Source organism: Yinghuangia seranimata (genome assembly GCF_029953285.1).
GTDB classification, from domain to species: domain Bacteria; phylum Actinomycetota; class Actinomycetes; order Streptomycetales; family Streptomycetaceae; genus Yinghuangia; species Yinghuangia seranimata.
This window is the reverse complement of record NZ_JASAOI010000044.1, coordinates 75,137-101,410: the sequence shown is the minus strand read 5'-3', so window position 1 is coordinate 101,410 and position 26,274 is coordinate 75,137. Positions and strand designations below refer to the sequence as shown.

28 protein-coding genes are annotated in these 26,274 nt (G+C 71.9%); 15 read left to right on the top strand and 13 right to left on the bottom strand.

The annotated features are described in order from the left end of the window. From QI554_RS27125 to QI554_RS27105, 5 genes are all read left to right on the top strand, one after another. On the top strand, window positions 1-843 hold the full coding sequence (locus QI554_RS27125; protein WP_281473233.1) for a carbohydrate ABC transporter permease: 843 nt from the start codon (window positions 1-3) through the stop codon (window positions 841-843). Continuing rightward, a complete protein-coding gene (locus QI554_RS27120) occupies window positions 840-2,123 on the top strand; it encodes a family 4 glycosyl hydrolase (RefSeq protein WP_281473232.1) in 1,284 nt (427 codons plus the stop codon). The genes QI554_RS27125 and QI554_RS27120 overlap by 4 nt, the downstream gene beginning before the upstream one ends. Then, window positions 2,111-3,142: an N-acetylglucosamine kinase gene (locus tag QI554_RS27115; protein ID WP_281473230.1), complete on the top strand. Its 1,032-nt coding sequence runs from the start codon at window positions 2,111-2,113 to the stop codon at window positions 3,140-3,142. The genes QI554_RS27120 and QI554_RS27115 overlap by 13 nt, the downstream gene beginning before the upstream one ends. Before the next feature lie 439 nt (window positions 3,143-3,581). After that, window positions 3,582-4,991, top strand: coding sequence for a type I glutamate--ammonia ligase (locus QI554_RS27110; RefSeq protein WP_281473228.1), 1,410 nt, complete (start codon window positions 3,582-3,584; stop codon window positions 4,989-4,991). 51 nt (window positions 4,992-5,042) lie between these two features. After that, a complete protein-coding gene (locus tag QI554_RS27105; protein WP_281473225.1) occupies window positions 5,043-5,465 on the top strand; it encodes a hypothetical protein in 423 nt (140 codons plus the stop codon). 204 nt (window positions 5,466-5,669) lie between these two features. Here the strand turns inward: QI554_RS27105 and QI554_RS27100 are convergent, their stop codons facing one another. Both QI554_RS27100 and QI554_RS27095 read right to left on the bottom strand, forming a co-directional pair. Further along, a complete protein-coding gene (locus QI554_RS27100) occupies window positions 5,670-6,125 on the bottom strand; it encodes a DUF4442 domain-containing protein (RefSeq protein WP_281473223.1) in 456 nt (151 codons plus the stop codon). A 79-nt stretch (window positions 6,126-6,204) separates the two neighbouring features. Beyond that, a complete protein-coding gene (locus QI554_RS27095; RefSeq protein WP_281473221.1) occupies window positions 6,205-6,603 on the bottom strand; it encodes a hypothetical protein in 399 nt (132 codons plus the stop codon). Window positions 6,604-6,909: 306 nt separating this feature from the next. On the opposite strand from QI554_RS27095, the gene QI554_RS27090 reads away from it, so the two are divergent. Beyond that, a complete protein-coding gene (locus QI554_RS27090) occupies window positions 6,910-8,376 on the top strand; it encodes a CoA transferase (RefSeq protein ID WP_281473219.1) in 1,467 nt (488 codons plus the stop codon). A 61-nt stretch (window positions 8,377-8,437) separates the two neighbouring features. Here QI554_RS27090 and QI554_RS27085 read toward each other — a convergent pair whose 3' ends face one another. After that, window positions 8,438-9,049 (bottom strand): TetR/AcrR family transcriptional regulator, encoded by a 612-nt coding sequence (locus tag QI554_RS27085; RefSeq protein ID WP_281473217.1) that lies wholly within the window; start codon window positions 9,047-9,049, stop codon window positions 8,438-8,440. 154 nt (window positions 9,050-9,203) lie between these two features. Between QI554_RS27085 and QI554_RS27080 the strand changes: the two genes are divergently transcribed. From QI554_RS27080 to QI554_RS27065, 4 genes are all read left to right on the top strand, one after another. Then, window positions 9,204-10,796 (top strand): flavin-containing monooxygenase, encoded by a 1,593-nt coding sequence (locus QI554_RS27080; protein WP_281473215.1) that lies wholly within the window; start codon window positions 9,204-9,206, stop codon window positions 10,794-10,796. Window positions 10,797-10,838: 42 nt separating this feature from the next. Next, a complete protein-coding gene (locus tag QI554_RS27075) occupies window positions 10,839-11,714 on the top strand; it encodes an SDR family NAD(P)-dependent oxidoreductase (RefSeq protein WP_281473214.1) in 876 nt (291 codons plus the stop codon). 30 nt (window positions 11,715-11,744) lie between these two features. Further along, entirely contained in the window at window positions 11,745-13,178 is a 1,434-nt protein-coding gene (locus QI554_RS27070) for an alpha/beta fold hydrolase (protein WP_281473212.1), read from the top strand. Between the two features lie 158 nt (window positions 13,179-13,336). Further along, the gene (locus QI554_RS27065) at window positions 13,337-13,786 is read left to right on the top strand and encodes a group II truncated hemoglobin (RefSeq protein WP_281473210.1); all 450 of its coding nucleotides are present in this window, start codon (window positions 13,337-13,339) and stop codon (window positions 13,784-13,786) included. A gap of 15 nt (window positions 13,787-13,801) precedes the next feature. On the opposite strand, the gene QI554_RS27060 is transcribed toward QI554_RS27065, so the two are convergent. From QI554_RS27060 to QI554_RS27045, 4 genes are all read right to left on the bottom strand, one after another. Next, window positions 13,802-14,458, bottom strand: a complete 657-nt coding sequence (locus QI554_RS27060; protein ID WP_281473207.1) for a GOLPH3/VPS74 family protein — start codon at window positions 14,456-14,458, stop codon at window positions 13,802-13,804. An 80-nt stretch (window positions 14,459-14,538) separates the two neighbouring features. Beyond that, a complete protein-coding gene (locus QI554_RS27055) occupies window positions 14,539-14,871 on the bottom strand; it encodes a type II toxin-antitoxin system antitoxin (protein ID WP_281473206.1) in 333 nt (110 codons plus the stop codon). After that, window positions 14,868-15,791 (bottom strand): SPFH domain-containing protein, encoded by a 924-nt coding sequence (locus tag QI554_RS27050; protein WP_281473204.1) that lies wholly within the window; start codon window positions 15,789-15,791, stop codon window positions 14,868-14,870. Before QI554_RS27050 ends, QI554_RS27055 begins: the two co-directional genes overlap by 4 nt. Before the next feature lie 118 nt (window positions 15,792-15,909). Then, entirely contained in the window at window positions 15,910-17,490 is a 1,581-nt protein-coding gene (locus QI554_RS27045) for an MFS transporter (RefSeq protein WP_281473202.1), read from the bottom strand. Window positions 17,491-17,626: 136 nt separating this feature from the next. On the opposite strand from QI554_RS27045, the gene QI554_RS27040 reads away from it, so the two are divergent. Further along, window positions 17,627-18,091: a MarR family winged helix-turn-helix transcriptional regulator gene (locus QI554_RS27040; RefSeq protein WP_281473201.1), complete on the top strand. Its 465-nt coding sequence runs from the start codon at window positions 17,627-17,629 to the stop codon at window positions 18,089-18,091. A 76-nt stretch (window positions 18,092-18,167) separates the two neighbouring features. Here the strand turns inward: QI554_RS27040 and QI554_RS27035 are convergent, their stop codons facing one another. Both QI554_RS27035 and QI554_RS27030 read right to left on the bottom strand, forming a co-directional pair. Beyond that, the gene (locus QI554_RS27035) at window positions 18,168-19,298 is read right to left on the bottom strand and encodes a hypothetical protein (protein ID WP_281473200.1); all 1,131 of its coding nucleotides are present in this window, start codon (window positions 19,296-19,298) and stop codon (window positions 18,168-18,170) included. 163 nt (window positions 19,299-19,461) lie between these two features. Next, window positions 19,462-20,172, bottom strand: a complete 711-nt coding sequence (locus QI554_RS27030; RefSeq protein WP_281473198.1) for a hypothetical protein — start codon at window positions 20,170-20,172, stop codon at window positions 19,462-19,464. A gap of 144 nt (window positions 20,173-20,316) precedes the next feature. Here QI554_RS27030 and QI554_RS27025 point away from each other — a divergent pair, with 144 nt between their 5' ends. The 3 genes from QI554_RS27025 (at window position 20,317) to QI554_RS27015 (ending at window position 23,128) form a co-directional block, all read left to right on the top strand. Further along, on the top strand, window positions 20,317-21,285 hold the full coding sequence (locus QI554_RS27025) for an aldo/keto reductase (protein WP_281473196.1): 969 nt from the start codon (window positions 20,317-20,319) through the stop codon (window positions 21,283-21,285). A 134-nt stretch (window positions 21,286-21,419) separates the two neighbouring features. Beyond that, the gene (locus tag QI554_RS27020; protein ID WP_281473194.1) at window positions 21,420-22,529 is read left to right on the top strand and encodes an LLM class flavin-dependent oxidoreductase; all 1,110 of its coding nucleotides are present in this window, start codon (window positions 21,420-21,422) and stop codon (window positions 22,527-22,529) included. Beyond that, the gene (locus QI554_RS27015; protein WP_281473192.1) at window positions 22,526-23,128 is read left to right on the top strand and encodes an FMN reductase; all 603 of its coding nucleotides are present in this window, start codon (window positions 22,526-22,528) and stop codon (window positions 23,126-23,128) included. The genes QI554_RS27020 and QI554_RS27015 overlap by 4 nt, the downstream gene beginning before the upstream one ends. A gap of 67 nt (window positions 23,129-23,195) precedes the next feature. On the opposite strand, the gene QI554_RS27010 is transcribed toward QI554_RS27015, so the two are convergent. After that, complete coding sequence (locus QI554_RS27010; RefSeq protein WP_281473191.1) at window positions 23,196-23,963, bottom strand: maleylpyruvate isomerase family mycothiol-dependent enzyme; 768 nt, start codon at window positions 23,961-23,963, stop codon at window positions 23,196-23,198. A gap of 85 nt (window positions 23,964-24,048) precedes the next feature. Between QI554_RS27010 and QI554_RS27005 the strand changes: the two genes are divergently transcribed. Continuing rightward, window positions 24,049-24,678, top strand: coding sequence for a TMEM175 family protein (locus tag QI554_RS27005; RefSeq protein WP_281473190.1), 630 nt, complete (start codon window positions 24,049-24,051; stop codon window positions 24,676-24,678). A 27-nt stretch (window positions 24,679-24,705) separates the two neighbouring features. On the opposite strand, the gene QI554_RS27000 is transcribed toward QI554_RS27005, so the two are convergent. The 3 genes from QI554_RS27000 to QI554_RS26990 all read right to left on the bottom strand — a co-directional run bounded on the left by QI554_RS27000 (window position 24,706) and on the right by QI554_RS26990 (window position 26,180). Further along, window positions 24,706-25,137, bottom strand: a complete 432-nt coding sequence (locus QI554_RS27000) for a DUF4259 domain-containing protein (RefSeq protein ID WP_281473189.1) — start codon at window positions 25,135-25,137, stop codon at window positions 24,706-24,708. An 82-nt stretch (window positions 25,138-25,219) separates the two neighbouring features. Further along, complete coding sequence (locus QI554_RS26995; protein ID WP_281473187.1) at window positions 25,220-25,705, bottom strand: GNAT family N-acetyltransferase; 486 nt, start codon at window positions 25,703-25,705, stop codon at window positions 25,220-25,222. A gap of 55 nt (window positions 25,706-25,760) precedes the next feature. Beyond that, on the bottom strand, window positions 25,761-26,180 hold the full coding sequence (locus QI554_RS26990) for a YybH family protein (RefSeq protein ID WP_281473185.1): 420 nt from the start codon (window positions 26,178-26,180) through the stop codon (window positions 25,761-25,763). Window positions 26,181-26,274: the final 94 nt, after the last annotated feature.

The following is a 26,274-nucleotide window of genomic DNA, read 5'->3' as shown; positions in this document are numbered from 1 at the left end:
ATGAGACACGGAGTCGGCACCCAGCGGGTGCTGCACTGGATCGCCGTGCACACGCTCGCCGTGGCCGCCGTCCTGTTCTTCGCGCTGCCGTTCGTGTTCCTGTTCCTGACCTCGGTGATGACCGACCGTCAGACGCTGACGCCGTCGCTGTGGCCGCACGAGTGGCGGTGGAGCAACTACAGCGACATCTTCAACACGCCGGGTTTCGGGACGTGGTGGCGCAACACGCTCATCTACGCGGTGAGCGGCACCACCCTGTGCCTGATCTCCAGCCTGCCCGTGGCGTACGCCCTGGCGCGGTTCCGTTTCCGCTTCCGCGGCGTCGCGCTCATGGCCGTCATCGCGACGATGATGCTGCCGCCGCAGGTCATCATCATCCCGATGTACATCTTCTGGTCCGAGGACATGGGCCTGTCCGGCACCTTGTGGCCGCTGATCATCCCGCTGGCGTTCGGCGACGCGTTCTCCATCTTCCTGCTCCGGCAGTTCCTGCTCACACTGCCGAGCGAGTACCTGGACGCGGCGCGCGTGGACGGCTGCGGCGAACTGCGGATCCTGCTGCGCATCGTCGTCCCGATGATCAAACCGGCCATCGCCGCGGTCGCCCTGTTCCAGTTCTTCTACTGCTGGAACGACTACTTCGGGCCGCAGGTGTACACGTCCGAGAACCCGGAGGCGTGGACGCTGTCCTACGGCCTCGAGTCCTTCAAAGGCGCCCACCACACCAACTGGAACCTCACGATGGCCGCCACCTTGCTGGTGATGGCCCCGGTCATCCTCGTGTTCTTCTTCGCCCAGAAGGCGTTCATCGAGGGTGTGACACTGACGGGAGTCAAAGGATGAAGCTCGTCGTCGTGGGCGGCGGGTCCACCTACACGCCGGAACTCGCGGACGGGTTCGCGCGGTTGCGCGACGTACTTCCGCTCGAGGAACTGGTGCTGGTCGACCCGGCGTCCGAGCGTGCGGAGCTGGTCGCCGGGGTGGTCCGGCGCATGCTGGCCCGGCACGGGCATCCCGCGCGGGTCGTCGTGACGGACTCCGTCGAGAAGGGCGCGGAGGGCGCGGACGCGGTGCTGCTGCAGCTCCGGGTCGGCGGGCAGGCCGCGCGGCTCGGGGACGAGACCTTCCCGCTGGAGTGCGGGTGCGTCGGGCAGGAGACGGTCGGGGCGGGTGGGTTGGCGAAGGCGCTGCGGACCGTTCCCGTTGTCCTGTCGGTGGCTGAGCGGGTGCGGGCTGTTGCGCCGGACGCGTGGATCATCGACTTCACGAATCCGGTCGGGATCGTGACGCGGGCGCTGCTCGACGAGGGGCACCGGGCGGTCGGGCTCTGCAATGTGGCGATCGGCTACCAGCGGCGTATCGCGGAGTTGTTGGGGGTGCCGGCCGACCAGGTCTCGCTCGATCACGTGGGGCTCAACCACCTGACGTGGGAGCGGGGGGTGCGGGTGCGTTCGGGGGCTCTGGCGGGGCGCGACCTGCTGCCGGAGTTGCTGGCCTCGCACGGGGCGGAGTTGGCGTCGGGGTTGGGGGTGCCGTTGGACCTGATGGTTCGGTACGGCGCGGTGCCTTCCTACTACTTGAGGTACTACTGGGGGCATGACGCCGTCGTCGCGGAGCAGCGGGCGGCGGGGGCGGTCAGCAGGGCGAGTGCGGTGGCTGAGGTCGAGGCGCAGCTGCTGACGGCGTACGGCGACCCGACGTTGGACACCAAGCCCGAGCTGTTGTCGCAGCGGGGTGGGGCGTTCTATTCGGAGGCGGCGGTGGAGTTGCTGGCCGCGCTGCTGGGCTCGGCTGCGGATGCTCCTCCGCTGGTTGCGGATGTGCGGAACAACGGGACGTTTGCGGGTTTGCCCGACGAGGCTGTGATCGAAGTGCCGTGCCGTGTGACGGTGGACGGGCCTGTGCCGGTCGCTCTGGAGCCGCTCGGGCCGCTGCATGCGGGGCTGGTGGCGCATACCGCGGCGTACGAGGAACTCGCTTTGGATGCGGCGTTGCGGGGTGGGCGCGACCGGGTGTTCGACGCGCTGCTGGCGCATCCGACGATCGGGCAGGTGGGGTTGGCCGACTCGCTCGCCGACCGGTTGATCGCGGCCGGGAAGGAACACCTGGCGTGGGCCCGGTGATCTCTGACCGACGAGTGGTCCTCGCCCTCGACGGCGGCAACTCGAAGACCGACGTGGCGGTGGTGGCGGCCGACGGCACGGTGCTGGCGACCGTGCGGGGGGCCGGGTACCGGCCGCACGGGCGGAGCCTTGGGGCCGCGGTCGATGTGCTCGAGGGGTTGGTACGCGAGGCGGTGGGGGCGGCAGGGATCGCTCTGCCGGTGGGGCATGTGTCGGCGTGTGTTGCGAACGCCGACCTGCCTGTTGAGGAGGACCGGCTTCGCGACGAACTCCAGGCCCGGGGCTGGGCAGTGACGACGGCGGTCGCGAACGACACCTTCGCGGTGCTGCGGTCGGGGACGGCGGCTGCGGACGCGGTCGGAGTGGTCTGCGGGGCGGGGATCAACTGCGTCGGACGGAGAGGTGGAGGAGGGACCGTTCGTTTTCCCGCGCTGGGACGGATCACCGGTGACTGGGGCGGCGGCGGGGGGTTGTTCGAAGAGGTCATGTGGTGGTCCGTACGGGCCGAGGACGGGCGCGGGCCCGCGACGGCGCTGGCCGAGGCGGCCGCGGCGCACTTCGGTGTGGCTACGGCGACACAGGTGGCGATCGACGTGCATTTGGGGTTGATCGGGTGGGAGCGGCTTCATGAGCTCGTGCCTTTGCTTTGTCGGGTGGCCGATGAAGGGGACGAGGTCGCCGCGCGGATTCTCGATCGGCAGGCTGAGGAGGTGGCCGTTCTCGCTACGACCGCACTGCGTCGGCTGGACCTGCTGGGTCGAGTCGCGGACGTGGCGTTGGGCGGAGGGGTCCTCGCGGCGCGGCCTCGTCGGCTGATCGACGGGATCGGGTTGCGACTGGCCGACGCGGCTCCGCATGCGAGGATCCGGATCGCGGACGTTCCCCCGATCGCGGGTGCGGCTTTGCTGGGTCTGGAAACGCTTCATGGGAACGCGCCGGGAGCGCTGGCGGAGGCGGAACGGCGACTGCGGGGGGCGTTTACGGGTGCTGGCCGCACCGGGGTCGGGCTGGTCCGCTGAGGGGGCCTGACGCCCCTCCCGCTTTTGGATTTTCGCGCGGACGGCCCGCGCCTCAAGCCGCGCTGTATCTGACCTTGGTTCAGATGACCTGCTCTGGGGTTGAGGGGGCGGCTTGACCCGCGGGCCGTCCGCGCTAACTACCTCGCACCTGGCGGGAGGGGCGCGGGGTGTGGACGCACTTTGTTTTGGTTTCCCTGCCGGGCTGCGGTTTCGCTTGGGGTTCCGGGCGGGGTTTGTTGCTGGGGTTCGTTGCGCTGCCGGGTTGCGGTTCCAGCGTGGGGCGCGGCAGGCTCTCCCCCTGGTCACTGTGCCGTCACGTATGCGAATCACCAGAACTCCCTCATTGGGGGGTCTTCGCGTCACACTTGCGTCACCGGCCCGGGACATCACTCGATCAGGGAGTTTCGGTCGGGTTGTCCCAACCGTCAGGATTGGGCGCATGGCGGGTACCTCCAACAGCCACCGTTCGCCCACGCTCCCCGCGCCCGGGGCCGCTGAGGCGCGGGCCGCGCGCGGGTTGCGGGCGGATGGGGTGGCGGCCGCGTTGCGGGATCGCAAGGTGGTCGGGGTGGCCGTCGGGTGGGTGGACAACGCCGGGATCACGCGGGCGAAGGCCGTTCCCGTCGGGCAGTTGGGCGAAGCGGCGGCGTGGGGGGTCGGGGCGGCGCCCTGCTTCGACGTGTTCCTGGTCAACGACGCGATGACCGACAGCAGGTGGATCGGCGGTCCCGTCGGGGATCTGCGGCTGGTGCCCGATCTGGACCGGATCACGCCGCTCGCCGCGCAGTCCGGGTGGGCGTGGGCGCCCGGGGACCGGCTGACGCAGGACGGCGTCCCGCATCCGGGCTGCCAGCGGGACTTCGCGCGTCGGATGGTCGCCGCGGCGGCCGAGCGCGGGTTCGAGGTGCGGGCCGGGTTCGAGACCGAGTGGGTGGTGGCCGAGGCCGGGTCGCGGCACGACGAGCCGGTGTTCCCGACGGAGGGCCCGGCGTACGGCATGCAACGTGTCGTCGACCTGTCGGACTACCTCGCCGATCTGCTGCAGGCCTTCGACGACCAGGGCCTGGCCGTGCTGCAGTTGCATCCCGAGTACGCACCGGGCCAGTTCGAGGTGTCGTCGGCCGCGGCTGATCCGCTGGCGGCCGCCGACCACAGTGTGCTCGTCCGGCAGACGATCCGCGGCGTGTCGGCCCGGCACGACCTGCGCTGCTCGTTCGCTCCCGTGGTCACGGCCGGGATGGTCGGCAACGGCGGCCACCTGCACCTGAGCCTGTGGCGCGACGGCGTCAACCTGATGCACGGCGGCCCCGGCCCGCACGGGCTCACGGCGGACGCGGAGGCGTTCCTCGCCGGTGTCTTGGACGCGCTGCCGGCACTGCTGGCGATCGGCGCGCCGTCGGTGGCGAGTTATGTGCGGCTGGTGCCGTCGCAGTGGGCCGGGGCGTTCCGTACGTGGGGGCTGGAGAACCGCGAGGCGGCACTGCGGCTGATCACCGGCAGCCGGGGTGAGGCGGAGACGCGCGCGAACGCCGAGCTGAAGTGCTTCGACGCCGCGGCGAATCCTTATCTGCTGGTGGGCGCGGTGCTGGCCGCCGGCCTGGACGGGGTGGGCCGGTCGCTGACACTGCCGCCCGAGTCGGTCGGCGACCCCGCGCGCGATCCCGCGGCGGAGCGGCTGCCGCAGCGGCTGTTGGAGTCGGTGGCGGCGTTCGACCGTTCGACGGTGCTGCGGGAGGCGTTGGGCGATCCGCTGCACGACGCGGTCGCGGCGGTGCGGCGCGGTGAGGCGGCGCTGTTCGCGGCGGCGACGCCCGAGGAGGTCGTCGCGGCGACGCGCTGGCGGTACTGATTTCGTCAAGCCGCCTTGACGTCAGGGCAGCTTGACGCGAAGACTCGGGTCATGACGACGCCGAACGAACTGGAACGCGGCCTCACCTTGCAGACGGCCGTCGCCCGCTACGAGGAGCTTCGACTGCGGCACGCCTTCGCCGACGCGAACGGCGGCCCCGGCATCGCGCCGCTGGCCCGCGCGGAGGCGCTGGAGCTGCTCGCTCTGGAGGAGGTCATCGCCCGCAAGGCCCGCTACGGACGCCAGTTGACGGTGCGGACCGCCCGCGAGGCGGGCGCCTCGTGGTCGCAGATCGGCCTCGCGCTGGGCACGAGCAAGCAGGCCGCATGGGAGTCGCACCTGCGCTGGATCGAGGAGCAGGCCGCGGAGCAGCAGCGCGGCGGCTACGGCACGGCCGAGGACGCGGAGTGGATCACCCGCGCCCACGACCTCGCCGGGACTCCCGACGAGGATGGAGAAGACCACCCGCTGTAGGCCGCCCGGCGCCGACCGTCGGCGCGCGGGCCGGCCGGCGTACCGGTTCGCGGGCCGGCACGCGGGTCCGCCGCACCGCCCGGGCGCCCGCACACGTGGGCGCCGGGGACATCAGGGCGGTGCGGCGGATTCTCTCGTCACGCGTTCGCGGCACGCGGGCGGCGTGCGCGTCGGGCGCGGCGGCCGGAAGCGGTCAGACGCGGGTCAGGCGCGGTTCGGCTTGAGCGTCCACAGCACCGTCATCTCGGCGGTGGGCGTGCCGTCCTCCATGCGGATCTCGATCGCGACGGGGAACTCGGGGCGCTCGCCCTTGTCGAGTTCGGCGACGACGTCCTCGATCGGACGGCCGAGGCGGGCCTCCGCCAGGACGGTGCCCTTGGCGAACTTGCGGTACTGGATCTCCGCGTTGACCGCGAGCGGCACGGCGCGGCCGAGCAGGTCGCCGAACGCCGCGATGACGATCGCGCCGGACGCCGACTCGGCGAGCGTGAACATCGCGCCGGCGTGCGGGCCGGCCAGGTGGTTGTGGTAGTCCGGCTGGTCCGGCAGCCGCAGGACGGCGCGCTCGCGGCTCAGCTCGACGAACTCCAGGCCGAGGGTGCGGACCATCGGCACGGACTGGCGGAGGCCTTCGGCGACGATGTCGAATTCGGTAGTCACAACAGGATGCTACCCGCAAGTAACTTCTGCTGGGAAGTGTCGCTCGATCGCGACGTCGGTCCTCGTGGCGACGGTGCGGCTACGACGTGCTGCGCACCTGCCGGCCCGCCGGGAGCGGCCACCGGAAGACCCGGCCCGGCACACCCTTGAGCTCGTCGTCGGTGCCGGCCTGCGCGTAGACCGTGACCTCCTCGTACGCCGACGGCGCCGAGACCCCTCCCGCACCCGCGGCCTCCGGCCGCACCGTGCGCCGCCGGAGGTACCCCACGACCTCCAGCTCGTTCAGATACCCGTCGATCGACTCGGCGGTCTCCCCCGGCCGTGAGGCCAACCGCACGAGGTCGGGCTGCGCCGCCTCGGGCAATAAGAGCAGGTGCACGGCCAGCCCCCGCGCCGGCACGCTCAGCCTTGCGTCCTTCATCAGTACGTCGTTCACGCCGAGCCCGCTGGCCCCGCCGCCGCCCCAGATCCTCCGCATGGTGCGCACTCCCGATGCCGTGATCGCCTCACCCCAACCGCCTGCCGTGGCCGGCGGTTGCCCCATGTCCAGTGTCCGACGCGCATCGCCGCGGGGGTCCACCAGAGGGCGCTGTCCACGCAAAAGGGTGAAGGAGACTTCGTGGAGGTCCCGTGAGGGATAGACATTTAGGTCATTACACGCGCGAATACCGGAATCCCTCGAACAGGTTTCCGCTCGCGAGTCGCGCGAAACCGTGACGATCGCCATGCGGTGCCGACGCAACCCGGCTTCGCCGTGGGCCCGGTGCGGTGGTGGGATGGGCTTATGCGCCCTTCCTCACCACACCTGCTCGACGAGGCCTGGCGGGCTCTCGGCGGCGACCCGTCGCTCACCGACCGCGTCACGTTCACCGGTCGCCCCGACACGCTGCCCGCGCGACTGCCGGTGACCGAACTGGCCCAGGCCACCACCGCCGCGGTGGGCCTCGCCGGGGCCGAACTGGCCGCCGTACGCGCGTCCGCGCACGACTCGGACGCCGCGTCGGCGCCGGCCGTCGTGCCGCCGGTGACCGTCGACAGCGAGGCCGTCGCGATCTCGTTCACCAGCCAGCGGCACCTGCGCCTGAACGGCCGGCCGCTGGGCGGCATGAACCCGCTGTCGAAGTTCTTCGCGTGCGCGGACGGCGTCGTGCGCACGCAGGCCAACTACCCGCACCACCGCGCCGCGCTGTTCGCCGCGCTCGGACTGCCCGCGGAGCCGGTCGAGCCGGAGGAGGAGGTCGCGGCCGCGTTCGCGCTGCTGACGGTCGCCGAGGCCGAGGAGCGGGTGCGCGAGCACGGCGGGCTGGCGTACGCGGTGCGCAGCGCGGAGGAGTGGCGGGTGCACCCGCAGGGTGCCGCGCTCGCCGAGGCCGCGCTGCTGGACGTCCGCCGCATCGGCGGTCCGTCGCCGCGCCGCCTCGGTCCCGCGCCCGGCGGCGAGGGCGACGGCCCGCTGCTGCCTGCGTCCGGGGTGCGCGTCCTGGACTTCACCCGGGTCTTCTCCGGCCCGGTCGGTACGCGTGCGCTGGCGCTGCTCGGTGCGGACGTGCTTCGCATCGACCCGGAGCACATTCCGGAACTCCCCGGCCAGCACCTGGACTTCGATGCCGGGAAGCGGTCCGCGACGCTCGACCTGCGCACCCCCGAGGGCCTGGGGACGCTCGACGAACTCCTCGCCGACGCCGACGTGGTGGTCACCGGCTACCGCCCGGACGCGCTGCCCCGCTTCGGGCTCTCCCCTGAAGCTCTGATCGCCCGTCACCCCGGCCTGATCGTCGCCACCGTGTCGGCGTGGGGCGGTCGCGGCGTCGACGGCCCTTGGTCGGACTTCCGCGGCTTCGACAGCATCGTGCAGTGCCCCACGGGCATCGCCCACATCGAGGCCGACGCCGACGACGACCCGGCGGCCCGCCCAGCCGCGCTCCCCGCCCAGGCCCTCGACTACGCGACCGGGAACCTGCTCGCGGCGGGCGTGCTGCGGGCGCTGACCGAGCGTCAGGCGGACGGCACGGGCACGCACATCGACGTCGCCCTGGCCCGCACGGCCACGTGGCTGGTCGGACATCATGATCCGGCCGAGCACCTGCCGCGCATGCCGCGTCGCGTCGCGGCCGCGCCGCACCTGGGCTTCGCGGTCACCGAGATCGGCGAAATCGCTTACGCGCTCCCGCCGTTCCGGATCAAGGGCGGGCCCGAGGACTGGCCGCACCCGGCGCTGCCCTGGGGGGCCAGCCCCCCGGCGTGGTGGTGATCGGGAATCCGTCGGCCCCGGTTCGCCTCGGCTGACGTGGGCAGTGCCGGTCGGTGTCCGGTCAGGCCCGCGACAGCACGTCCGCGGCCGGGTCGACGCATGACAGCACGCCTACGAGCGTCCGTTCCAGGAACTCGGCGAGCTGCGCGCGGTCGCCGTCCGGCTCCTGCCACGCGACGACGGCCTCCTCGGCGAAGACCACCCACGCGCGGACGGCGGTGCGCAGCAGCGGGGTGTCGTCGATCCCCAGCTCGGCGCAGCCGGTGAGGATGCGCCGGGCCTGGGTCTGGCGGGCCCGCTGGACGAGCTCGCGGACCGTCTCGTCGGCGCTGGCGGCACCGCGCACGAGGGACACGTAGGTGGCGCGGTGGTCGAGGACGTAGTCGACGAACGCGCCGAGCACCGCGTGCAGTCGGGCCAGCGGGTCGAGCGCCGGGTCGGGGCGCGTGCACGCGAGGAAGTCCTCGCAGGCGGCTTCCACCACGGCGTGGTGGAAGCCCTGCTTGGACTTGAAGTAATGGAACATCAGGCCGCGGGAGATGCCCGCGCGTTCGGCGAGTTCGTCGATCGACAGCTCGTCGAGCGTGCGGGTGCCGAGCAGCTCGCGGCCCAACAGCAGGAGCTGGGCACGCCGCTGGTCGGGGGTCAGGCGGGTGCGTCGCGAAACGGCCATGCGCGACAGTGTACGGACGCGCGGGGCAGACTATTGACTACTGTTCAGTAATGTTTCTATCGTCAGCGTGTCACCGCCGTCGGGCCCGCGCCCGGCGCCGCTCGCCACCGCCCCCCACCGGCCCGGCCGGCCGCCCCGAGCGACGGAGAAGACCTTGCCGACACCGCCGCAGCACCCGCTCGACACCGCTGCCCAGGACGCCGCCCAGGACCCGCTCGACGGCCCTGTCCCGCACGTCCGCGTCGCCGTCGTCGGCAGCGGCTTCTCCGGCCTCGGCGCCGGCGCCCGCCTGCTGAAGTACGGCATCGACGACTTCGTCATCCTCGAGCGCGGCAAGGACGTCGGCGGCACCTGGCGCGACAACACCTACCCGGGTGCGTGCTGCGACGTCCCGTCCAACCTGTACTCGTTCTCCTTCGCGCCCAATCCGACGTGGAGCCGCTCCTTCTCGCCGCAGCCCGAGATCCAGGAGTACCTGCGCACCTGCGCCCGCGACTTCGGGCTCCTCCCCCACCTGCGGTTCGAGCACGAGGTGCGGATGGCCCGCTGGAACGACGCCGCGGCGTACTGGGAGGTCGAGACCTCGCGCGGTCGGCTGAACGCCGACGTCCTGCTGGCGGGCGGCGGCCCGCTCGTCGACCCGGCGTACCCCGACATCAAGGGGCTCACCGACACGTTCGAAGGCGAGCTGTTCCACTCGGCGCGCTGGAACCACGACTACGACCTGCGCGGCAAGCGCGTCGCGGTCATCGGGACGGGCGCCTCCGCCATCCAGTTCGTGCCGCAGATCCAGCCGGACGTCGCCCACTTGGACCTGTACCAGCGCAGCGCGCCGTGGATCATGCCGCGCACCGACAGGGCGTTCACCGGCGCCGAACGCGCGTTGTACCGCAGCCTGCCGGCCGCCCAACGGGCCGTGCGGCTGGGCCTGTTCTGGGGCCGCGAGGGCTTCTGGCTGTGGTTCAACGGCAAGCACCCGCGGCTCGCCAAGAGGGCCGAGGGCATCGCCCGCGCGCACCTCAAGCGTGCCGTCCGCGACCCCGAGCTGCGCGAAAAGCTCACGCCCGACTTCACGTTCGGCTGCAAGCGGGTCCTGCTGTCCAACGACTACTACCCGGCGCTCGCCCAGCCCAACGTCGACGTCGTCACGGACGGCATCGCCGAGGTGAAGGCGAACTCGGTCGTCACGAAGGACGGCGTCGAACGCCCCTGCGACGCGATCGTCCTCGGCACCGGGTTCCACGCCACCGACATCCCGATGGCCCACGCCCTCGTCGGCCGCGACGGCGTCCTGCTCGCCGACGCCTGGAAGGACGGCATGACCGCCCACCAGGCCGCCATGACCACCGGGTTCCCCAACCTGTTCTTCGTCATCGGCCCCAACTCCGGGCTCGGGCACAGCTCCATGACGCTCGTCATCGAGGCCCAGATCAAGTACGCCGTCGACGCCATCGTCAGCATGGAGCGCAACGGCATCGCCGAGATCGACGTGACACGCGAGGCCCAGGACGCGTACAACGCCCGGCTCCAGGCGAAAATGTCCGAGACGGTGTGGACCACCGGCGGCTGCTCCAGCTGGTACCTGGACCCGCGCACGGGCACCAACACCACGCTGTGGCCCGACTACGTCTGGAAGTTCATGTGGATGAACCGCCGGTTCTCGCCCGCCGGGCACCGCGCCCGCACGCGGGAGCAGGTCCGCGCGGACGCCGCGGCGGCACCCGTGGCCACCGCCCCGCCGCTGTGACCGACGCCTACTGACCACCCCTTCCACCACAAGGAGCACGACGTGCAGGACTTCGCCGGCAAGGTGGCCGCGATCACGGGAGCGGGCTCGGGGATCGGGCGGGCGCTGGCGTACGAACTCGCCCGCTACGGCGCCCGGCTCGCACTCTCCGACATCGACGAGGACGCGGTGCGGGAGACCGCTGCGCTCGCCCTCAAGCAGGGTGCCAGCGAGACCGTCGCCACCCGCGTCGACGTCTCCGACCGGCACGCGGTCCAGGCGTGGGCCGACGAGACCGCCGGGTACTTCGGGACGGTGAACCTCGTCGTCAACAACGCCGGCGTCGCGCTGACCGCCACCGTGGAGGAGATGGAGTGGGACGACTTCGAGTGGCTGATGGGCATCAACTTCTGGGGTGTCGCGTACGGCACGAAGGCGTTCCTGCCGCACCTGCGGCGCTCGCGTGACGCGCACATCGTCAACATCTCCAGCGTGTTCGGTCTGATGGGCATCCCGACGCAGAGCGCCTACTGCGCGGCCAAGTACGCGGTGCGGGGCTTCACCGAGTCGCTGCGCCAGGAAATGCGGATGTCCAACTCGGGCATCCGGGTGACGACCGTCCACCCCGGCGGGATCAAGACCAACATCGCCCGCAGCGCCCGCGCCGCCCAGGGCCTGGACGCGGGCGAACTGGCCGTCTCCTTCGACCGGTTGGCCCGCACGTCGCCCGACCGCGCGGCCCGGATCATCCTGCGCGGCGTCAAGCACAACCGAGCCCGCGTCTTCGTCGGCCCCGACGCCACCGCCATCGACATCGGCCAACGCGCCCTCGGCGTCGGCCTGGAGACCCTGGTCCGCCGCTTCGCCGGCCGCTCCCTCCCCCTCGGCCCCGCCCGCCCCGCCGCCACGACGCGCCCGGGCACCAAGTCGGCCGGCTGACGCCGTTCCTCCCCTGCGACGAGGAGACCCATGACGAACGAGACCACGCCGCCCGCCTCAGACTCCGACGAGCCGTCCGAGGCGACGGGCGCGGAACAGCAGACGGCCGAGTCGCGCACGGCACAGACCACGCCGGATGCGCCGAAGCCCACCAAGAAGCCCCGCGCGGCCAACCGCCCGAAGAAGGCCGCCCCGGTCCCAAAGCGCGCGACACCCCCGAGCGAGCCCGCGGCCGAACCGTTGGCCGCGGCCGAGCCGTTGGCCGCCGCAGGTACGGCCGGCACGACGGGCGCGGAAACGTCGGTGACGTCGGTACCCCGCGAAGCTACGGCCGCGACCGACGGCGCTGCGCAGCCTGCCGGGTCCATCCACGAACCGGTCCCCGACGCTGCGGAGCAGCTCGTGTCGGCCGCCGCTGCGGTCCTTCCCGCGCAGGTCGCGCGTGATGGTGCCGGGACAGGGCGGGGCGGCGTTGGCGGCGAGGGCGCGTCCGCCTCGTCCTCGTACCGTTCCATCGTTCCCGTCCGGCGGATCCACTCCGTGCGTACGCGCGACGCGGCCCTGTTGCATGTCGTCGAGTACGGGCCCGCCGACGCGGAGCTCACCGTTGTGCTCGCCCACGGGTGGACGCTCACGCACGGGGCGTGGGCCGGGGCCGCGCGGGCTCTTGCCGAAGGCGGGGACGGGCTGCCGCCGGTGCGGGTTGTCACGTATGACCAGCGGGGGCACGGGCGTTCGACGTCCGGGTTGGCACGGCCGTTTTCGATCGACCAGTTGGGCGAGGACCTGCTCGACGTGCTGGACGCGACCGTTCCCAGCGGACCCGTCGTGCTCGGCGGGCATTCGATGGGCGGGATGACCGCGATGGCGTTGGCGGCCGCGTATCCCGAGCTGTTCGGGCCGCGGATCGCCGGGGTGCTGCTGGTCGCCACGTCGGCCGGCGATCTCGCGCCGTTGGAGCCTCCGTTCCCCCTGCGGGAGCGGCTGCGGGCCCGGGGCGCGTTGCGGTTCTTCGCGTTGGGCGAGCGTCGGCCCGAGGTGTTCGCGCGCGGGCGGCGGGTGTTGCCCGGGCCGCACACCAAGGCGCATCTGGCGGCGGTCAAGCAGGGCCTGTTCGGCCCGGCCGCGGACGAGGCCGCGGTGCGGTCCTGTGCCTGGATGCTCTACAACACGTCGCCCGAGGCGGTGTGCGGCTTCTTCCCCGCGATCGCCGCGCACGACAAGGCCGGTCGGCTGGGCGCGATGGCGAACGTCCCGGTGCACATCGTGGTCGGCGACCGCGACAAGCTGACCCCCGTCCGGCACAGCAAGCGGCTCGCGGCGGAGCTGTCCCACGCCGAGCTGCGTATCGAACCCGGATGCGGGCACATGGTCCTGACGGAGCGTCCGCAGTCCGTGACGGCTCCGCTGCGCGAGCTGTGTCGCGCGGCGGTTCGCGGCCCCTCGGTCGGCGCCGCTCGCTGAGGTGGAGCCGGCCGTCTGAGGAGGGGCCGTGGGCGTACCGCCGGCCGGGGCGGCGGTACGCCCACCCGGCTGATGTCGCGACCGTCCGGGATTACGCCGACGGCGATTTCTCGCTCACCCGCTTGGTTGGCCGCCGGTCGGCGGGTAGGACTGGGCGCATGGAGAGCCTCTACGAGCACGCGGGCGGGCACGAGGCCCTGCACCGCTTCAACGACGTCTTCTACGCCAGCATCCTCAAGGACCCGCTGCTACAGCCCTTATTCGGCGCCGGAAAGCCCCATCACGTCGACCACCTGACGGCGTTCACGGCCGAGGCCTTCGGCGGCCCGGACACGTTCTCACGCGAGATGGGCGGTTTCCTGGGCCTGATCGCGGCGCACCGCGGCCACAAGATCACCGAGGAGCAGCGCCAACGGTTCGTCGACCTGTACATGGCGGCGGCCGACGAGACGGGTCTGCCGGACGATCCGCCGTTCCGTCAGGCGCTGCGCGAGCACGTCGAGTTCGGCTCGGAGGTGGCGGTGCAGAACTCGCACGCAGAGACCGACGACCAATTGCACCCGCTGCGCGAGGTGCCGATGTGGGACTGGCCGGCCGAGTCGTCCTGAGCCCCGCAGCCGCCGTCAGCCCCCGCCGTGCGAGGCCTTCTCGTCGCGCACGGCCTTGCGCAGGGCTTCCGGCACGGGGCTGCCGAGCCGCGCGGCGAGTTCGTCGATCCGGGCGCGGTTGGCCCGGCGTTCGCTGAACGTCGTGACCGTCGGCAGTTCGCCGTGGTGGACCAGGACGGCGAGCACGGCGGCGTCCCGCGGCACGCGCGCGACCGGCGTCGTGGCGCGCAGCGCGTCGCGTATCGCGTCGGCCGCCGCGCGGCGCGGGGCCGGTTGGCGCAGCTTGGCCCGGGTGTACGGGAAGATCCCGAGCATCCGGGCCTCGGTCAGCTTGATCAGCCCGGCCTCGGCGGCGTCGGTCCGCACGAGCTGTTTGGCGGTGTGCTCGCGCGTCTTGACCCAGTGCTGCCAGGAACGGGGGCGGCGGGACTCGGTGATCCGCGTGTACAGCGCCGCCTCGAGGGCGTCCTGCGCGGCGGCGCGGCGGCCGCCTTCGGCCACGACCTTCCCCCGCTCGTCGGAGACGAGCCCCTGGTCGAGGAGGGACTGCAGTGCGACGGCCTGCAGGGTGACGCCGAGGTGGGAGCCGCCGGAGATGCGCTCCTTGTCGGCGCGGTACGCCAGCAGCAGGACCCGCTGGGTGAGGGTGGGTTCGTCAGAACGTGCGGGCATGGCCCCGTCTCCCGTCTCGCGGAATGGTGTCAGCGGGGTGGTTCCGGGGTGCGGCGCGGCGGAGGACCTTCGTGATCCGCTCATTCGCCCACCGTGTCGACATCACCAGTGTCCCTGTCGTCATGGCCAGCGTCACCGCCACCACGACGGCCGGGATCGTGTCCGCCATCTCCCCGTTCACCCCCGTCCGGGCCCCCGTCGGGGCCCTCGTGCGGCTCCTGCCGCTTGGGCGGCCGGCCCCGTCGGACCGGTCGCCGCGCGTCGCCCGGCATCCGCCCCGCGTCGCCGAGCGCACGGCGGAGCAGGAACTCGATCTGGGCGTTGGTGCTGCGCAGTTCGTCGGCCGCCCAGCGGGCGATCGCGTCGTGGACGGCCGGGTCCAGGCGCAGCAGGAGCTTCTTGCGTTCCGTCATTGGTACAGGGAACCCGTGTTCACGACCGGTTGTGTGGCCTGCTCGCTGCACAGCACGACGAGCAGGTTGCTGACCATCGCGGCGCGGCGCTCGTCGTCCAGCTGGACGAGGTCGCCCTCCTCGAGGCGCCCGAGGGCGAGTTCGACCATGCCGACGGCGCCTTCGACAATCCTGCTGCGGGCGGCCACGACCGCGCCGGCCTGCTGGCGGCGCAGCATGGCCTGCGCGATCTCGGGCGCGTACGCGAGCCGCGTGATGCGGGACTCGATGACGCGCACGCCGGCCGACTCGACGCGTGCGGCGATCTCGGCGGACAGCTTGGCGGTGATCTCGTCGGCGTTGTCGCGCAGCGACAGGCCTTCGCCGCCGTGGCTGTCGTACGGGTAGCTGTTGGCGATGTGCCGGACCGCGGTCTCGGCCTGGATCGCGACGAACTCCTCGAAGTCGTCGACCTCGAAGACCGCCTGCGCGGTGTCCTTGACCTGCCACACGACGACCGCGGCGATCTCGATCGGGTTGCCGTCGTTGTCGTTGACCTTCGCGGTCGCGGTCTCCAGGTTCCTTATCCGTGTGGAGATCCGGCTGCGGTCGGTGAACGGGTTCACCCAGCGCAGGCCGTCGGTGCGGAGCGTCCCCTTGTAGTGCCCGAACAGCTGCACGACGCGGGCCTGCCCGGGTGCGACGGTGGTCAGCCCGCACAGCCCGACGAGCGCGACCAGCACCACGACGACGCCGGCGGCGATCAGCCCGCCCCGCGCCCCGCCGTCGACGGTGCCGCCGGCGACGAACAGCGCGACCGCGCCGAGGATCCCGACGATGCCCACGACCAGCGCGGACAGCCCGCCGACGCCGTGGATCTCCCGCTCCCGGATCTGCGGCTCGGGCATCTCGACCGCGATCTCGGGACTGTGCGTGCTCATGGTGGCCTCCCCTGGCTTACCTGACTTCATGAGAGTAGCAAAGTGATATCACTTTTACGAGGCCGGAAAACGAGAACAGGGGCCCGAAGGCCCCCGCTCTCGTCACTGCGTCACTGCGTCACTGTGTCGGTTCGGCGATCGCCTCCTGTGCGGGCCAATCGGCGGCCTGGGCGGCCGGGTGGTCGGCGCCGCGCCGGCGGAGGCCGGTCCACATCAGGACGGCGGCCAGGGCGACCGTCGCGGCCACGAAGGCGCTCGTCGTATGCATCGCGTGCATGAAGGCATGGTCGGCCGCCTGGACGATGTCCGGACGGTGCGCCTCGGCCGCCGCGGCGCGGGCGAGTTCGGCGGAGGTCGAGGCCTTGTCGCGCAGCGCGGCGGGGGCGTCGGCGAGGTCGGGGCGGATGGTGTCGCGGTAGACGATCGACATCACGGTGCCGCCGAGCGCCACGCCCAGCAGGCTGCCGCCCTGGCGAACGGTGTTGTTCACGGCCGAGCCCGCGCCGGCACGCTCCGGCGGGAGGCCTCCCATGACCGTCACGGTGATGGGGGCGATCGTCATGCCGATGGCGAGGCCCTGGACAAAACCGACGACCATCACCGCCGGGACGGGCGTGTCGAGCCCGTACCAGACAGCGGCCCCCATGGTCACCGTGGTCACGGCGAGCGTGACGGTGCCCATGATCCGCAGCGGGACACGCTGGATGAGGCGGTTCGCCACAGGACCGCCGATCATCACGCCCACGGCGGGCGGGAGTCCGACCATCGCCGCGCCCAACGGCGTGTAGCCGCGGGCGCCTTGCATGTAAAAGGCGAAGTAGAACGACGACGCCGTGAGGGCCATGAACAGCAGGGCGAGGGCGACGTGCCCGATGGCGAAGGTCCGGTCGCGGAACAGCCGCGGGTCGAAGCTCGGTGCGGCCAGCCGGAGTTCGAGGCGGATGAAGGCGGCGAGCAGGAGCAGTCCGAGCGCTGCCGGCGCCCACACGTCGGGACGGCTCCACGAGGCCACCTGCCCCGCGCGGATGAGCCCGTACGCGAGCAGCCCGAGCGCGGCGATGGACAGCAGCGGCCCGGCGACGTCGAACCGGCGCGGGTCGGGGCTGCGGTGGTTGGGCAGCAGGCGCAGGGCGGCGACGGCCGCGATCGCGGCGACCGGAACGTTGACGAGGAAGATCGACCCCCACCAGAAGCTGCCCAGCAGCACGCCCGCGAGGACCGGCCCGGCCGCGATGCCCATGCCCGAGGCCGCGGAGAACACCCCGAACGCGCCGGCCCGTGCGGGCCCGGTGAACGTGAGGGTCAGGATCGCCATCGTGGCGGGCATGATGAGGGCGCCGCCGAGGCCCATCACCGCGCGGGCGGCGACGAGTTGGTCCGCGTCCGCGGGGTAGGCCGCCCAGACGGACGACGCCCCGAACACCACCATCCCGGCGACGAGGACGTTGCGGTGTCCGATCCGGTCGCCGATCGCCCCCGCGGTGAAGATGAACGTCGCGAAGACCAGCGTGTAGGCGCCGGACGCCCACTGGAGTTGGTCGGGCGTGGCGCCGAGGCCGCGCCGCGGGTCGGCGAGGGTCTCGAACGCGGCGCCGAGGATGGTGTTGTCGATCCAGATGAGGAGCTGGGAGAGCACGAGCACGCACAGGACGAGGCGCTGCCGGGCGGCGGGACGGACGGGCGCAGACGGAGAGGACACCCTCTCGCTCCGATCTCTCGGGCGGGCGTAGAATTGACAGGTACCTGACGGATGAAGTCTCGCCAGATTGTCAGGAACCTGTCAATAGGATTCGCGGGGGCGCTCGCGGGCACGGCACGACGAAAGGCGGAGCGGCATGGCGTTGAAGGCCGAGGACATGGGGTCGCTGAGCTTCATGGTCCGCCGCACGTGGCTGTCCATGCGCTCCGCGATCAGCGTCGAGCTCAAGGAGTACGGGCTGACCAGCCCGCAGTACGCGACGCTCCTGATCGTCGCCGGCAACCCCGGCTGCTCGAACTCGGACATCGCCCGCAAGGTCGCGAGCACCCGCCAGGCCGCCAACGAGATGCTCACCGCCCTCGAAGGCCGGGGCCTGCTCACCCGCGCACCCAACCCGGCCGACCGCCGTACCCAGCAGCTGCACATCACCGACGCCGGCAGCGCCGTGCTGGCCGGGGCCCATGCGGCCGTGCAGCGGCGCGAGGCGGAGTTGGAGACCGGCTTCACCGACGAGGAGCGCGCCGTCGTCCGGCGCTGGTGCGAGACCATCGGCGACAAGTGCGAGCCCGGGGAAGGCGGGTGGCCGGGGCTCGGGGTGTGACGCACGCAGCCGAAACGCCGAAGCGGCACGGGCCCGAAGGCACCGCGCCGCCGATTCGCGCGCCAGGGAGGGTCGGTTACTCGACCGACGCCCCGAACGAGTCGTACTCCCGGCCTTCGCGCGCCGCCAACTCCTGGCCCGCGCCCAGCTGGTAGGGGCTGATGCCGCCCGCGTCCCACGGCCCGACCGCGCCGGCCGCGACCGCGTCCGCCGACTTCGGCGGGACGCAGAAGTGCCCGCGCAGCTTCTCGATCGGCTGGTCGGCGATCGCGAACCAGTCGACGCTCATGAAGTCGTTGCTGCCCGCGCACAGCGCCCCGCGCCGCATCGCGTCGGCCACCCGCACCGCCATACCGCTCTTCGCCAGGTGCCCCGGGTCGGCCTCGAACAGACCCGCGCCCGTGGCCAGCGCGCCCGTCTCGAAGAGGGAGACGACCATGGCCAGCAGCGAAAAGCCGCGCGGGTCGTCGTTGGCGCGCGCGATGAACGCGAAGACCTCGAGCTCGGACTCGACGGTGGTGCCGTAGTCGGCGAGGACGTGCACCCAGTCGTGCTGCGCCAGCAGCGGCGGCGCCGAGCCGGGCAGGCCGGGGTACGTGAAGCCCCGCGCGCGGTAGAAGTCCGTGATGCCGCGGCCCATCGTGCCCTTCGGCAGCTCCTCCAACGCCTTCCAGCGGGCCGCGAGTTCGGGGTCGTCGACGGCCTGGGCCCACGCCTCGGGCAGCGACTCGGCGGTGTGCAGGGCCTCGTTGCCCTGCGTGTCCCACTCGGCGGTGTAGCCGTTGCGCTCGAAGTCGAACGCGGCGAGCGCGGCGTTGCCGTGGGCGTAGCTGCGCGCCACCTCCAACATGCCGTCGTCGACGCCGAGTTCGCGCGCGCACTCGTCGACGCGCTGGATGACCTCTTCCGGCAGCGGGTTGAGGACGAGCGCGCCCAGCAGCATGACCTGGAGGATCCGGCCGCGGAAGGCGGCGTTGCGGCGGCGCAGCAGTTCGCCCAGCCCGCGCGCGTCGATCGCGTCGCCCTCGACGGCCGCCGGGTGGCCGGTCATCGACACGTAGAGGGCTTCCAGCAACAGCCGCTGCACGGCGCTCAGTTCGCCGTCCACGGCGACCGCGGTCGCGATCGCGCGCGACGTGGCGGCGACCTCCTCGGCGGTCGGCGGGACGAGGTCGACCTCGTCGGGGGTGGGAAGCGGCACGGGCACGGCTGACTCCGTTCTGCGGTCCCGGCGACACCGTGGCGCCGCCCGGCCGACTGCACTGCGTTACGACCCGCCCAACGTAACCCGCACCCGTGCCCTGCTCCCCTTGCTGATCCCGAATGCGCTGTTCGCTCTGCGCGAGCGCGGTGATCCGCGGTGGGGAGGGTCAGTTGTCACCGATCAGCGCGAACGCGAACGCCAGGCGCCGATCGAAGCCGTCATCCAACACCTTGACCAGGTCCGCCCCTTGACTGGCCATCACCACCTTGCCCACGTCGCTGTCCTGGCCGTCGTGACGGCCGGCGCGACGGCCGCCGTCGACGCGCCATTCCAGCTCACGCGCGCTCGCCCGCTTCGGGCGCGGGCCCTGGTCGCCGCCTTCCGCGCCCATGTCGCCGACCATCTGGAGCGCCCCGGTGAACGCCTTCACGCCGAGCCCGGCGGCCTTCTCCCCCACGCTGAGCCGTGGCGGCCGGCCGACGACCGGCGCGCCGTCCGGCCGTTCGATGCGCCACGTGTGCCTGGCCAGGCGGTGCTTGGGCGGAACCCGGTGCAGGCTGCCGAGTGCCGTGCCCGCGGCGTCCCGGACGATGTGGACCCGTTCGCCGCTCTCCGCCTCGACCGGTGCGTCGAGCGCGCAGATCAGCGTCTGGTGGCCGGGGTGGTCCTCGTAGAGCTCGCGGTCGCCGACGACGTACGCGCACGGCGTGTACAGCACCCTGCCCGACGGCACCCGGATCGCGAGCGGCCCGACCACCGCGCGCTTCCGCGACGGCGACTGCGGGCGCTCCACGGTGCCGACGGTGAACCTGGTGACGTCCCGCCACGGGACCGGGTCGGCGAGCGGTTCCGGCTGTGCTCCGCGCGAGAAGATCATCCGGGCACCCTAGGACCGTCGGCAGGCCGACGGAAATCCCCCTTGTATTAGAGCGCACTCCAAGCGGCAGGCTGTGCGTCGTACGCCGGCACGACACGGCGACGAGCACCGCCGTCCGCGACACCACAGCGAGGAGCACGCCTGATGATCACCACCACACTTGGCAGCACCGGACCCGAGGTCGGCGCGATCGGGCTCGGCTGCATGGGGATGACGCACGCGTACGACCCGTCGGGACGCGACGACGAGGTCTCGGTGTCGGTACTGCGCCAGGCCGTCGAGCTCGGCGTGACGCTGATCGACACGGCGGACGTGTACGGCCCGTACACCAACGAGGAGGTCGTCGGCCGCGGCCTGGAGGGCGTCCGCGACCGTGTCGTCCTCGCCACGAAGGTCGGCCTGCAGCTGGCCGACGGCGGCCTGGGCAGCGGCACCAGCAGCCTGATCAAGAACGGCCGCCCCGAGCACGTCCGCGCGTCGATCGACGAGAGCCTGCGCCGCCTGCGCACCGATCACGTCGACCTGTACCAGCTGCACCGCGTCGACCCCGAGGTGCCGATCGAGGAGACGTGGGGCGCGCTGGCAGAGGTGGTCGCGGCGGGCAAGGCGCGGCACATCGGCCTGTCCGAGGTGACCGTGGACGAGATCAAGCGGGCGCAGGCCGTGCACCCGGTGGCGTCCGTGCAGTCGGAGCTGTCGCTGTGGACGCGGGACGCGCTCGCCGACGTGCTCCCCTACTGCGACGCCGAGGGCATCGCCTTCCTGCCCTTCTCGCCGCTCGGCCGCGGCTTCCTGACCGGCAACTTCGCCACCGTCGACGACCTGCCCGAGGGCGACTGGCGGCGTTCGCTGCCGCGCTTCCAGGCGGACACGATCGCCGCCAACCAGGCCATCGTGGCGGCGGTGCGCGGCATCGCGGACCGGCTCGGGGTGACGCCGGCGCAGGTCGCGCTGGCGTGGGTGCGGGCGCAGGGCGCGTACGTGATCCCGATCCCCGGCACGAAGACGCCGAAGTACCTGGCGGACAACGCGGGCGCGGCCGACGTCGTGCTGACCGCGGACGACCTGGCGGAGCTGGACGCCCTGCCGGCCCCCGAGGGCACCCGCTACTGAGGCCGGCAGCGCTCTGACCTGCGGTTTCCGGGTCGGCGGGGCACGTCCCGCCGACCCGGGAATATCCCGGAGGTCGACGCCCTTGAGGGTGATGGTTTAAGATTCAACCATCACCGCACAGGGGAGTTCCGGCCATGAGCACGACCAGCACGCAGTTCGGCATCTTCACCGTCGGCGACGTCACGCCCGACCCGACGACGGGCCGCGCGCCGACCGAGCACGAGCGCATCAAGGCGATGGTCGCCCTCGCGCTCAAGGCCGAGGAGATCGGGCTGGACGTGTTCGCGTCCGGCGAGCATCACAACCCGCCGTTCGTACCGTCGTCCCCGACGACGATGCTGGGCTTCATCGCGGCCCGGACCTCGCGGATCATCCTGTCCACGTCCACGACGCTCATCACGACGAACGACCCCGTGAAGATCGCCGAGGACTTCGCGATGCTCCAGCACCTCGCCGACGGGCGCGTCGACCTGATGCTCGGACGCGGCAACACCGGGCCCGTGTACCCGTGGTTCGGCAAGGACATCCGGATGGGCATCCCGCTCGCGATCGAGAACTACGCGCTGCTGCACCAGCTCTGGCGCGAGGAGAACGTCGACTGGGAGGGGCGCTTCCGCACCCCGCTGCAGTCCTTCACCTCGACGCCGCGTCCGCTCGACGACACCCCGCCGTTCGTGTGGCACGGCTCGATCCGGTCCCCCGAGATCGCCGAGCAGGCCGCCTACTACGGCGACGGGTTCTTCGCGAACAACATCTTCTGGCCCAAGGAGCACTTCCAGCGGCTGATCGGGCTCTACCGCGACCGGTACGCACACTACGGGCACGGCACGCCGGAGCAGGCGTACGTCGGCGTCGGCGGCCAGTTCTTCATGCGCAAGAACTCCCAGGACGCGGTACGGGAGTTCCGGCCCTACTTCGACAACGCGCCGGTGTACGGGCACGGTCCGTCGCTCGAGGACTTCACCGACCAGACCCCGCTGACCGTCGGCAGCCCGCAGGAGGTCATCGACAAGACGCTGACCTTCCGCGAGTCGTTCGGCCACTACCAGCGGCAGCTGTTCCTCGTCGACCACGCCGGACTTCCGCTGAAGACCGCGCTGGAGCAGCTCGACCAGCTCGGCGAGATCCTGCCGACGCTGCGCGCGGAGATGGCGTCCGGACGTCCGTCGACGGTTCCGGACGCGCCGACGCACGCGGCGCGCGTGGCCGCCGGGTCGCGTGATGTCGAGGAAGTCTCGGCGTGAACATCGTCGTCGTCACGGCGGGGCTGAGCGTGCCGTCGTCCACCCGCCTGCTCGCCGACCGCCTCGCCGCGGCGGTCGGCGACCGGGTCGACGGCGCGGACCTGCGCGTCATCGAACTGCGGGACCACGCCAAGGACATCGCGAACCACCTGGTGACCGGCTTTCCGCCGCCGTCGCTCCGTGAGGCGCTGGACGCCGTCGTCTCGTCCGACGCCCTGATCGCCGTAACCCCGATCTTCAACGCGTCCTACAGCGGCCTGTTCAAGTCGTTCTTCGACCTGATCGAGCCGGACGCGCTGACGGGGAAGCCCGTGATCATCGGTGCGACCGGCGGCACCCCGCGGCACTCCCTCGCCCTGGAGCACGCGGTCCGCCCGCTGTTCACCTACCTCCACGCCGTCGTCGTCCCGACCTCGGTCTACGCGGCGTCGGAGGACTGGGGCAACACCGACGGCCTGGACACGCGCGTGGCCCGGGCCGCCGGCGAACTGGCCGGACTCCTGACCGGCCGGGCGCCGTCGCCCCGACCCGCCGAACCCGAGCTGATCCCCTTCGAGGCCCAGCTCGCCGCGCTGCGGCCGCAGCGCAGCGCGAACTGAGCCTCCCTCCGGCCGACGGCCGGTGGCGGACCACCCCTGTGTCCACCACCGGCCGTCTTTCTCGTTTTCACTGAGTCGACTTGGCGACGCAGGCCCGCATCTCCTCGACCGCCGCCTGCTCCCCCTCGACGACCACCCGGGTCTGCTCCCCCGGCGTCTCGCGGTTCCAGACCCAGCGCAGCAGGTCCTGTGGCTCGGCGATCACCGTGGCGTCGACCGTCTCCGCGACACCGTCCTCGACGTCGAACCACCCCGCGCCGGTCCTGACCGTCCAGGCCGCCGACCCGTCGGTGGTCCGCAGCGCACAGGTCCACCCGGGCGAGCCCGCGAGCACGCTCCCAAAGTGGTCGGGCCACTCGCGCACGTAGTAGCCGACGAAGATCCGCAGCAGCTCGTCGACACCGTCGACCGCGAGGTCGTCCGGCACCGGGGAGACGTCCTTCCCCACCGCCAGCTCGGCGTCGATCCGGTGCACGACCGTCTCCTGCGCCATCCGCCGGATCCAGAACCCGACGGTCTGGTCGGGGCCGTACCAGGTCTGGGCGCGGTCCTCCGGCGTGTGCGCGGCGAACTGCTCGACAAGGTCGGCGTACGTCCGGTCCAGCAGGGCGAGCGGCTCCTCCTCGTCCAGCCCCTCCGGCGGCCACGGATCCGGCTCGGCGCCGTCCCGCATGATCGACGTCTTGTGCAGGTACACCTGCCCGACGTGCCGGCCCAGATCGGCGACGGTCCACTCCGGACACGTCGGCACCGTCGGCGCCACGTCCACCGCGACCGCCGCCCGCAGCAGCGCGAAATCGTCCCCGAGGCACTCGACAAACCGCGAAAACTCCATGCGCCCAGTCCAGCACACGGGGGCGACAATCCCGCAGACTTGCGCACGACCACCGCAGTCGAGCCGCCGGGAGAAGAGGTCCCCCGTGAACGAGTCAAGCCGCGTCGAAGCCTTCAGCGACGGCGTGTTCGCCATCGCGATCACGCTCCTCGTCCTCGAGATCAAGGTCCCCGAGACCGAACCCGGCGAGTCGCTGTGGTCGGCGCTAGGCCACCAGTGGCCGTCCTACGCCGCGTACGTCGTGAGCTTCTTCGTCATCGGCATCATGTGGACCAACCACCACCAGGTCTTCGGCCACATCGCCCGCGTCGACCGTCCCCTGCTGTTCCTCAACCTCCTCCTGCTCCTCGTCGTCGGCGCCCTCCCCTGGCCGACCTCCCTCGTCGCCGACTACCTCCGCGACGGCCACAACGCCCGCATCGCCGTGGCCATCTACAGCGGCTTCATGGTCGCCCACGCCCTGACGTTCTCCCTCTTCTGGTGGTACGTGACCCGCACCGGCCACCTCTTCCGCCCCGAAGTCGACCGCGCCGCCGCCAAGGCCACCCAATTCCGCTTCGGCCTGGGCATGATCCTCTACCCGGTAACCGTCGGCCTGGCCTTCGTCACCCCCGTAGGCACCCTGTTCCTCCACGGCGCCCTGGCCATCTACTACATGTTCAACCAACTCCCGATCCCGACCACCGACCCCGACCGGCCCACCGCCACCACCTGACCGCCGACCGGAGACCCCTGGCCCGCCTCACCGGTTGTCGCCGCTCGAACGGAGCAGATCACGCATCCGCACAACCTCCCGCCGCCAAGCCCCACCGCCGTCCGCGAGCGCCCAGTCCCGAGCGAGGTCCGACCCGGGCCCCAGAACCACGTCCAGGGCTTGAGCGGCGCGCACGTACAACTCGCGCGGAAAGTCCGGCAGTCCACCGCCGGTCGGACCGAAGTCGGGAACGTACCGCTCACCACCGGCGCAACGGCCGGCCACCATGGCCGCGGCGGCCACGGCTTCCGCGCCACTGGTGTCCAGTACGCAGTCGGGATCCTCCAGCACATCGTCGAGGAGCACCCGAACGGCGTCGATGCGCGCTGCCTGGCCGAAGTACCCGAGCTGGGACACGATCGACTGGGCGGACTCGTTGTCGTACGCGCCGGCACCCCAAGACTTCACCACCTGAGCCATCCTTCCTCGCGCCCGCTCCGGGGCTGCCGTCCACACCTCGATCCGCGCGAATGGCCTTCGGGCGGTGGGCCGCGCGGTGCGGCTAGGCCGTCAGGTCGCGCTCGTACCAGGTGTCTGCTTTGCCGGCCGGGGCGGGCGGGGTGGTGGGGGTGAAGCCTGCTTTGGTCAGGACTCTTTGGGAGGCGAGGTTCTGGGGGGAGGTTCCGGCGCGGAGGGTGTGGAGGGCGTGGTGGGTTGCGGCCAGGTGGCAGAGGTGTTGGACGGCGGCGGTGGCCACGCCTCGGCCGGTGGCGTGTTCGGCGACGCGGTAGCCGAGTTCGGCGGTGCCGTCTTCGAGGTCGACGAGGTTGAAGCGGCCGAGGACCGAGCCGTCGTCGGCGACGAGCACGTAGAAGGCGCAGACGCCGGCCTCCTGCTCGGACAGGAGGGCGTCGAAGCGGTCGGCGAAGTGGTCGAAGTAGGCGTCGCCGCGGTCGGAGATCGAGGCGGCGAAGTAGGCGCGGTTTGCCAGTTCGAAGGCCAGGACCGCCTCGGCGTGGCCGGCCTGGAGCGGTTGCAGCTCGGGCATTGGCCGACCATACCGAGGGGGTGCGCTGATGCCACGGGGTTTGTCTGGGGAGGGGTCAGTTGTCGGGCGTGGCGGTGCCGAAGGGGTTGTCGATGGCGTAGCGCCAGAGGCCGTCGGGGCCTCGGCGGGCCACGTCGGTGGCGGTGCCGGTGAGGTGGATCGGCGCGCCGGTGGGGGTGGTTCCGGTGATGGTCCAGTCGGCGATCAGGAGGGCGAGGTCGCCTGCGGTGTAGCAGTGCCGGAGGTGGACGGAGATGGGGAGGCCTAGGGCGAGGAAGTCGGCTGTGGCCGCGTGGAGTTCCGGGCCGGTGACGGCGGTGCCGGGAGTGGGGACGAAGGTGGCGGTGTCCTCGTAGACCGTCGCGACAAGGGCCGGGTCGCCCGAGTTGAAGGCGGCTTCGAAGACCTTGGGGTGGTCGGCGGCGTGGGTCGTGAGGGCGAACGGGGTTGTTGTCGTGCCGTGTTCTTGGGTCATGGCGTCAGCAAAGTCGGTCGTTGCGAGGGTCACCAAACGGAAACCGACGAGGCTGTGAGCAGCGGAGACCGCGCGTGTCACGACACCCGGCCGC

What these genes read in the sequence shown, in the direction of transcription:
- QI554_RS27125 (WP_281473233.1), top strand. Translation starts at nt 1, where the DNA reads ATGAGACACGGAGTCGGCACCCAGCGGGTGCTGCACTGGATCGCCGTG.
- QI554_RS27120 (WP_281473232.1), top strand. Translation starts at nt 840, where the DNA reads ATGAAGCTCGTCGTCGTGGGCGGCGGGTCCACCTACACGCCGGAACTC.
- QI554_RS27110 (WP_281473228.1), top strand. Translation starts at nt 3,582, where the DNA reads ATGGCGGGTACCTCCAACAGCCACCGTTCGCCCACGCTCCCCGCGCCC.
- QI554_RS27105 (WP_281473225.1), top strand. Translation starts at nt 5,043, where the DNA reads ATGACGACGCCGAACGAACTGGAACGCGGCCTCACCTTGCAGACGGCC.
- QI554_RS27095 (WP_281473221.1), bottom strand. Translation starts at nt 6,603, where the DNA reads ATGCGGAGGATCTGGGGCGGCGGCGGGGCCAGCGGGCTCGGCGTGAAC.
- QI554_RS27090 (WP_281473219.1), top strand. Translation starts at nt 6,910, where the DNA reads ATGCGCCCTTCCTCACCACACCTGCTCGACGAGGCCTGGCGGGCTCTC.
- QI554_RS27085 (WP_281473217.1), bottom strand. Translation starts at nt 9,049, where the DNA reads ATGGCCGTTTCGCGACGCACCCGCCTGACCCCCGACCAGCGGCGTGCC.
- QI554_RS27070 (WP_281473212.1), top strand. Translation starts at nt 11,745, where the DNA reads ATGACGAACGAGACCACGCCGCCCGCCTCAGACTCCGACGAGCCGTCC.
- QI554_RS27065 (WP_281473210.1), top strand. Translation starts at nt 13,337, where the DNA reads ATGGAGAGCCTCTACGAGCACGCGGGCGGGCACGAGGCCCTGCACCGC.
- QI554_RS27060 (WP_281473207.1), bottom strand. Translation starts at nt 14,458, where the DNA reads ATGCCCGCACGTTCTGACGAACCCACCCTCACCCAGCGGGTCCTGCTG.
- QI554_RS27055 (WP_281473206.1), bottom strand. Translation starts at nt 14,871, where the DNA reads ATGACGGAACGCAAGAAGCTCCTGCTGCGCCTGGACCCGGCCGTCCAC.
- QI554_RS27050 (WP_281473204.1), bottom strand. Translation starts at nt 15,791, where the DNA reads ATGAGCACGCACAGTCCCGAGATCGCGGTCGAGATGCCCGAGCCGCAG.
- QI554_RS27040 (WP_281473201.1), top strand. Translation starts at nt 17,627, where the DNA reads ATGGCGTTGAAGGCCGAGGACATGGGGTCGCTGAGCTTCATGGTCCGC.
- QI554_RS27030 (WP_281473198.1), bottom strand. Translation starts at nt 20,172, where the DNA reads ATGATCTTCTCGCGCGGAGCACAGCCGGAACCGCTCGCCGACCCGGTC.
- QI554_RS27025 (WP_281473196.1), top strand. Translation starts at nt 20,317, where the DNA reads ATGATCACCACCACACTTGGCAGCACCGGACCCGAGGTCGGCGCGATC.
- QI554_RS27020 (WP_281473194.1), top strand. Translation starts at nt 21,420, where the DNA reads ATGAGCACGACCAGCACGCAGTTCGGCATCTTCACCGTCGGCGACGTC.
- QI554_RS27010 (WP_281473191.1), bottom strand. Translation starts at nt 23,963, where the DNA reads ATGGAGTTTTCGCGGTTTGTCGAGTGCCTCGGGGACGATTTCGCGCTG.
- QI554_RS27000 (WP_281473189.1), bottom strand. Translation starts at nt 25,137, where the DNA reads ATGGCTCAGGTGGTGAAGTCTTGGGGTGCCGGCGCGTACGACAACGAG.
- QI554_RS26995 (WP_281473187.1), bottom strand. Translation starts at nt 25,705, where the DNA reads ATGCCCGAGCTGCAACCGCTCCAGGCCGGCCACGCCGAGGCGGTCCTG.
- QI554_RS26990 (WP_281473185.1), bottom strand. Translation starts at nt 26,180, where the DNA reads ATGACCCAAGAACACGGCACGACAACAACCCCGTTCGCCCTCACGACC.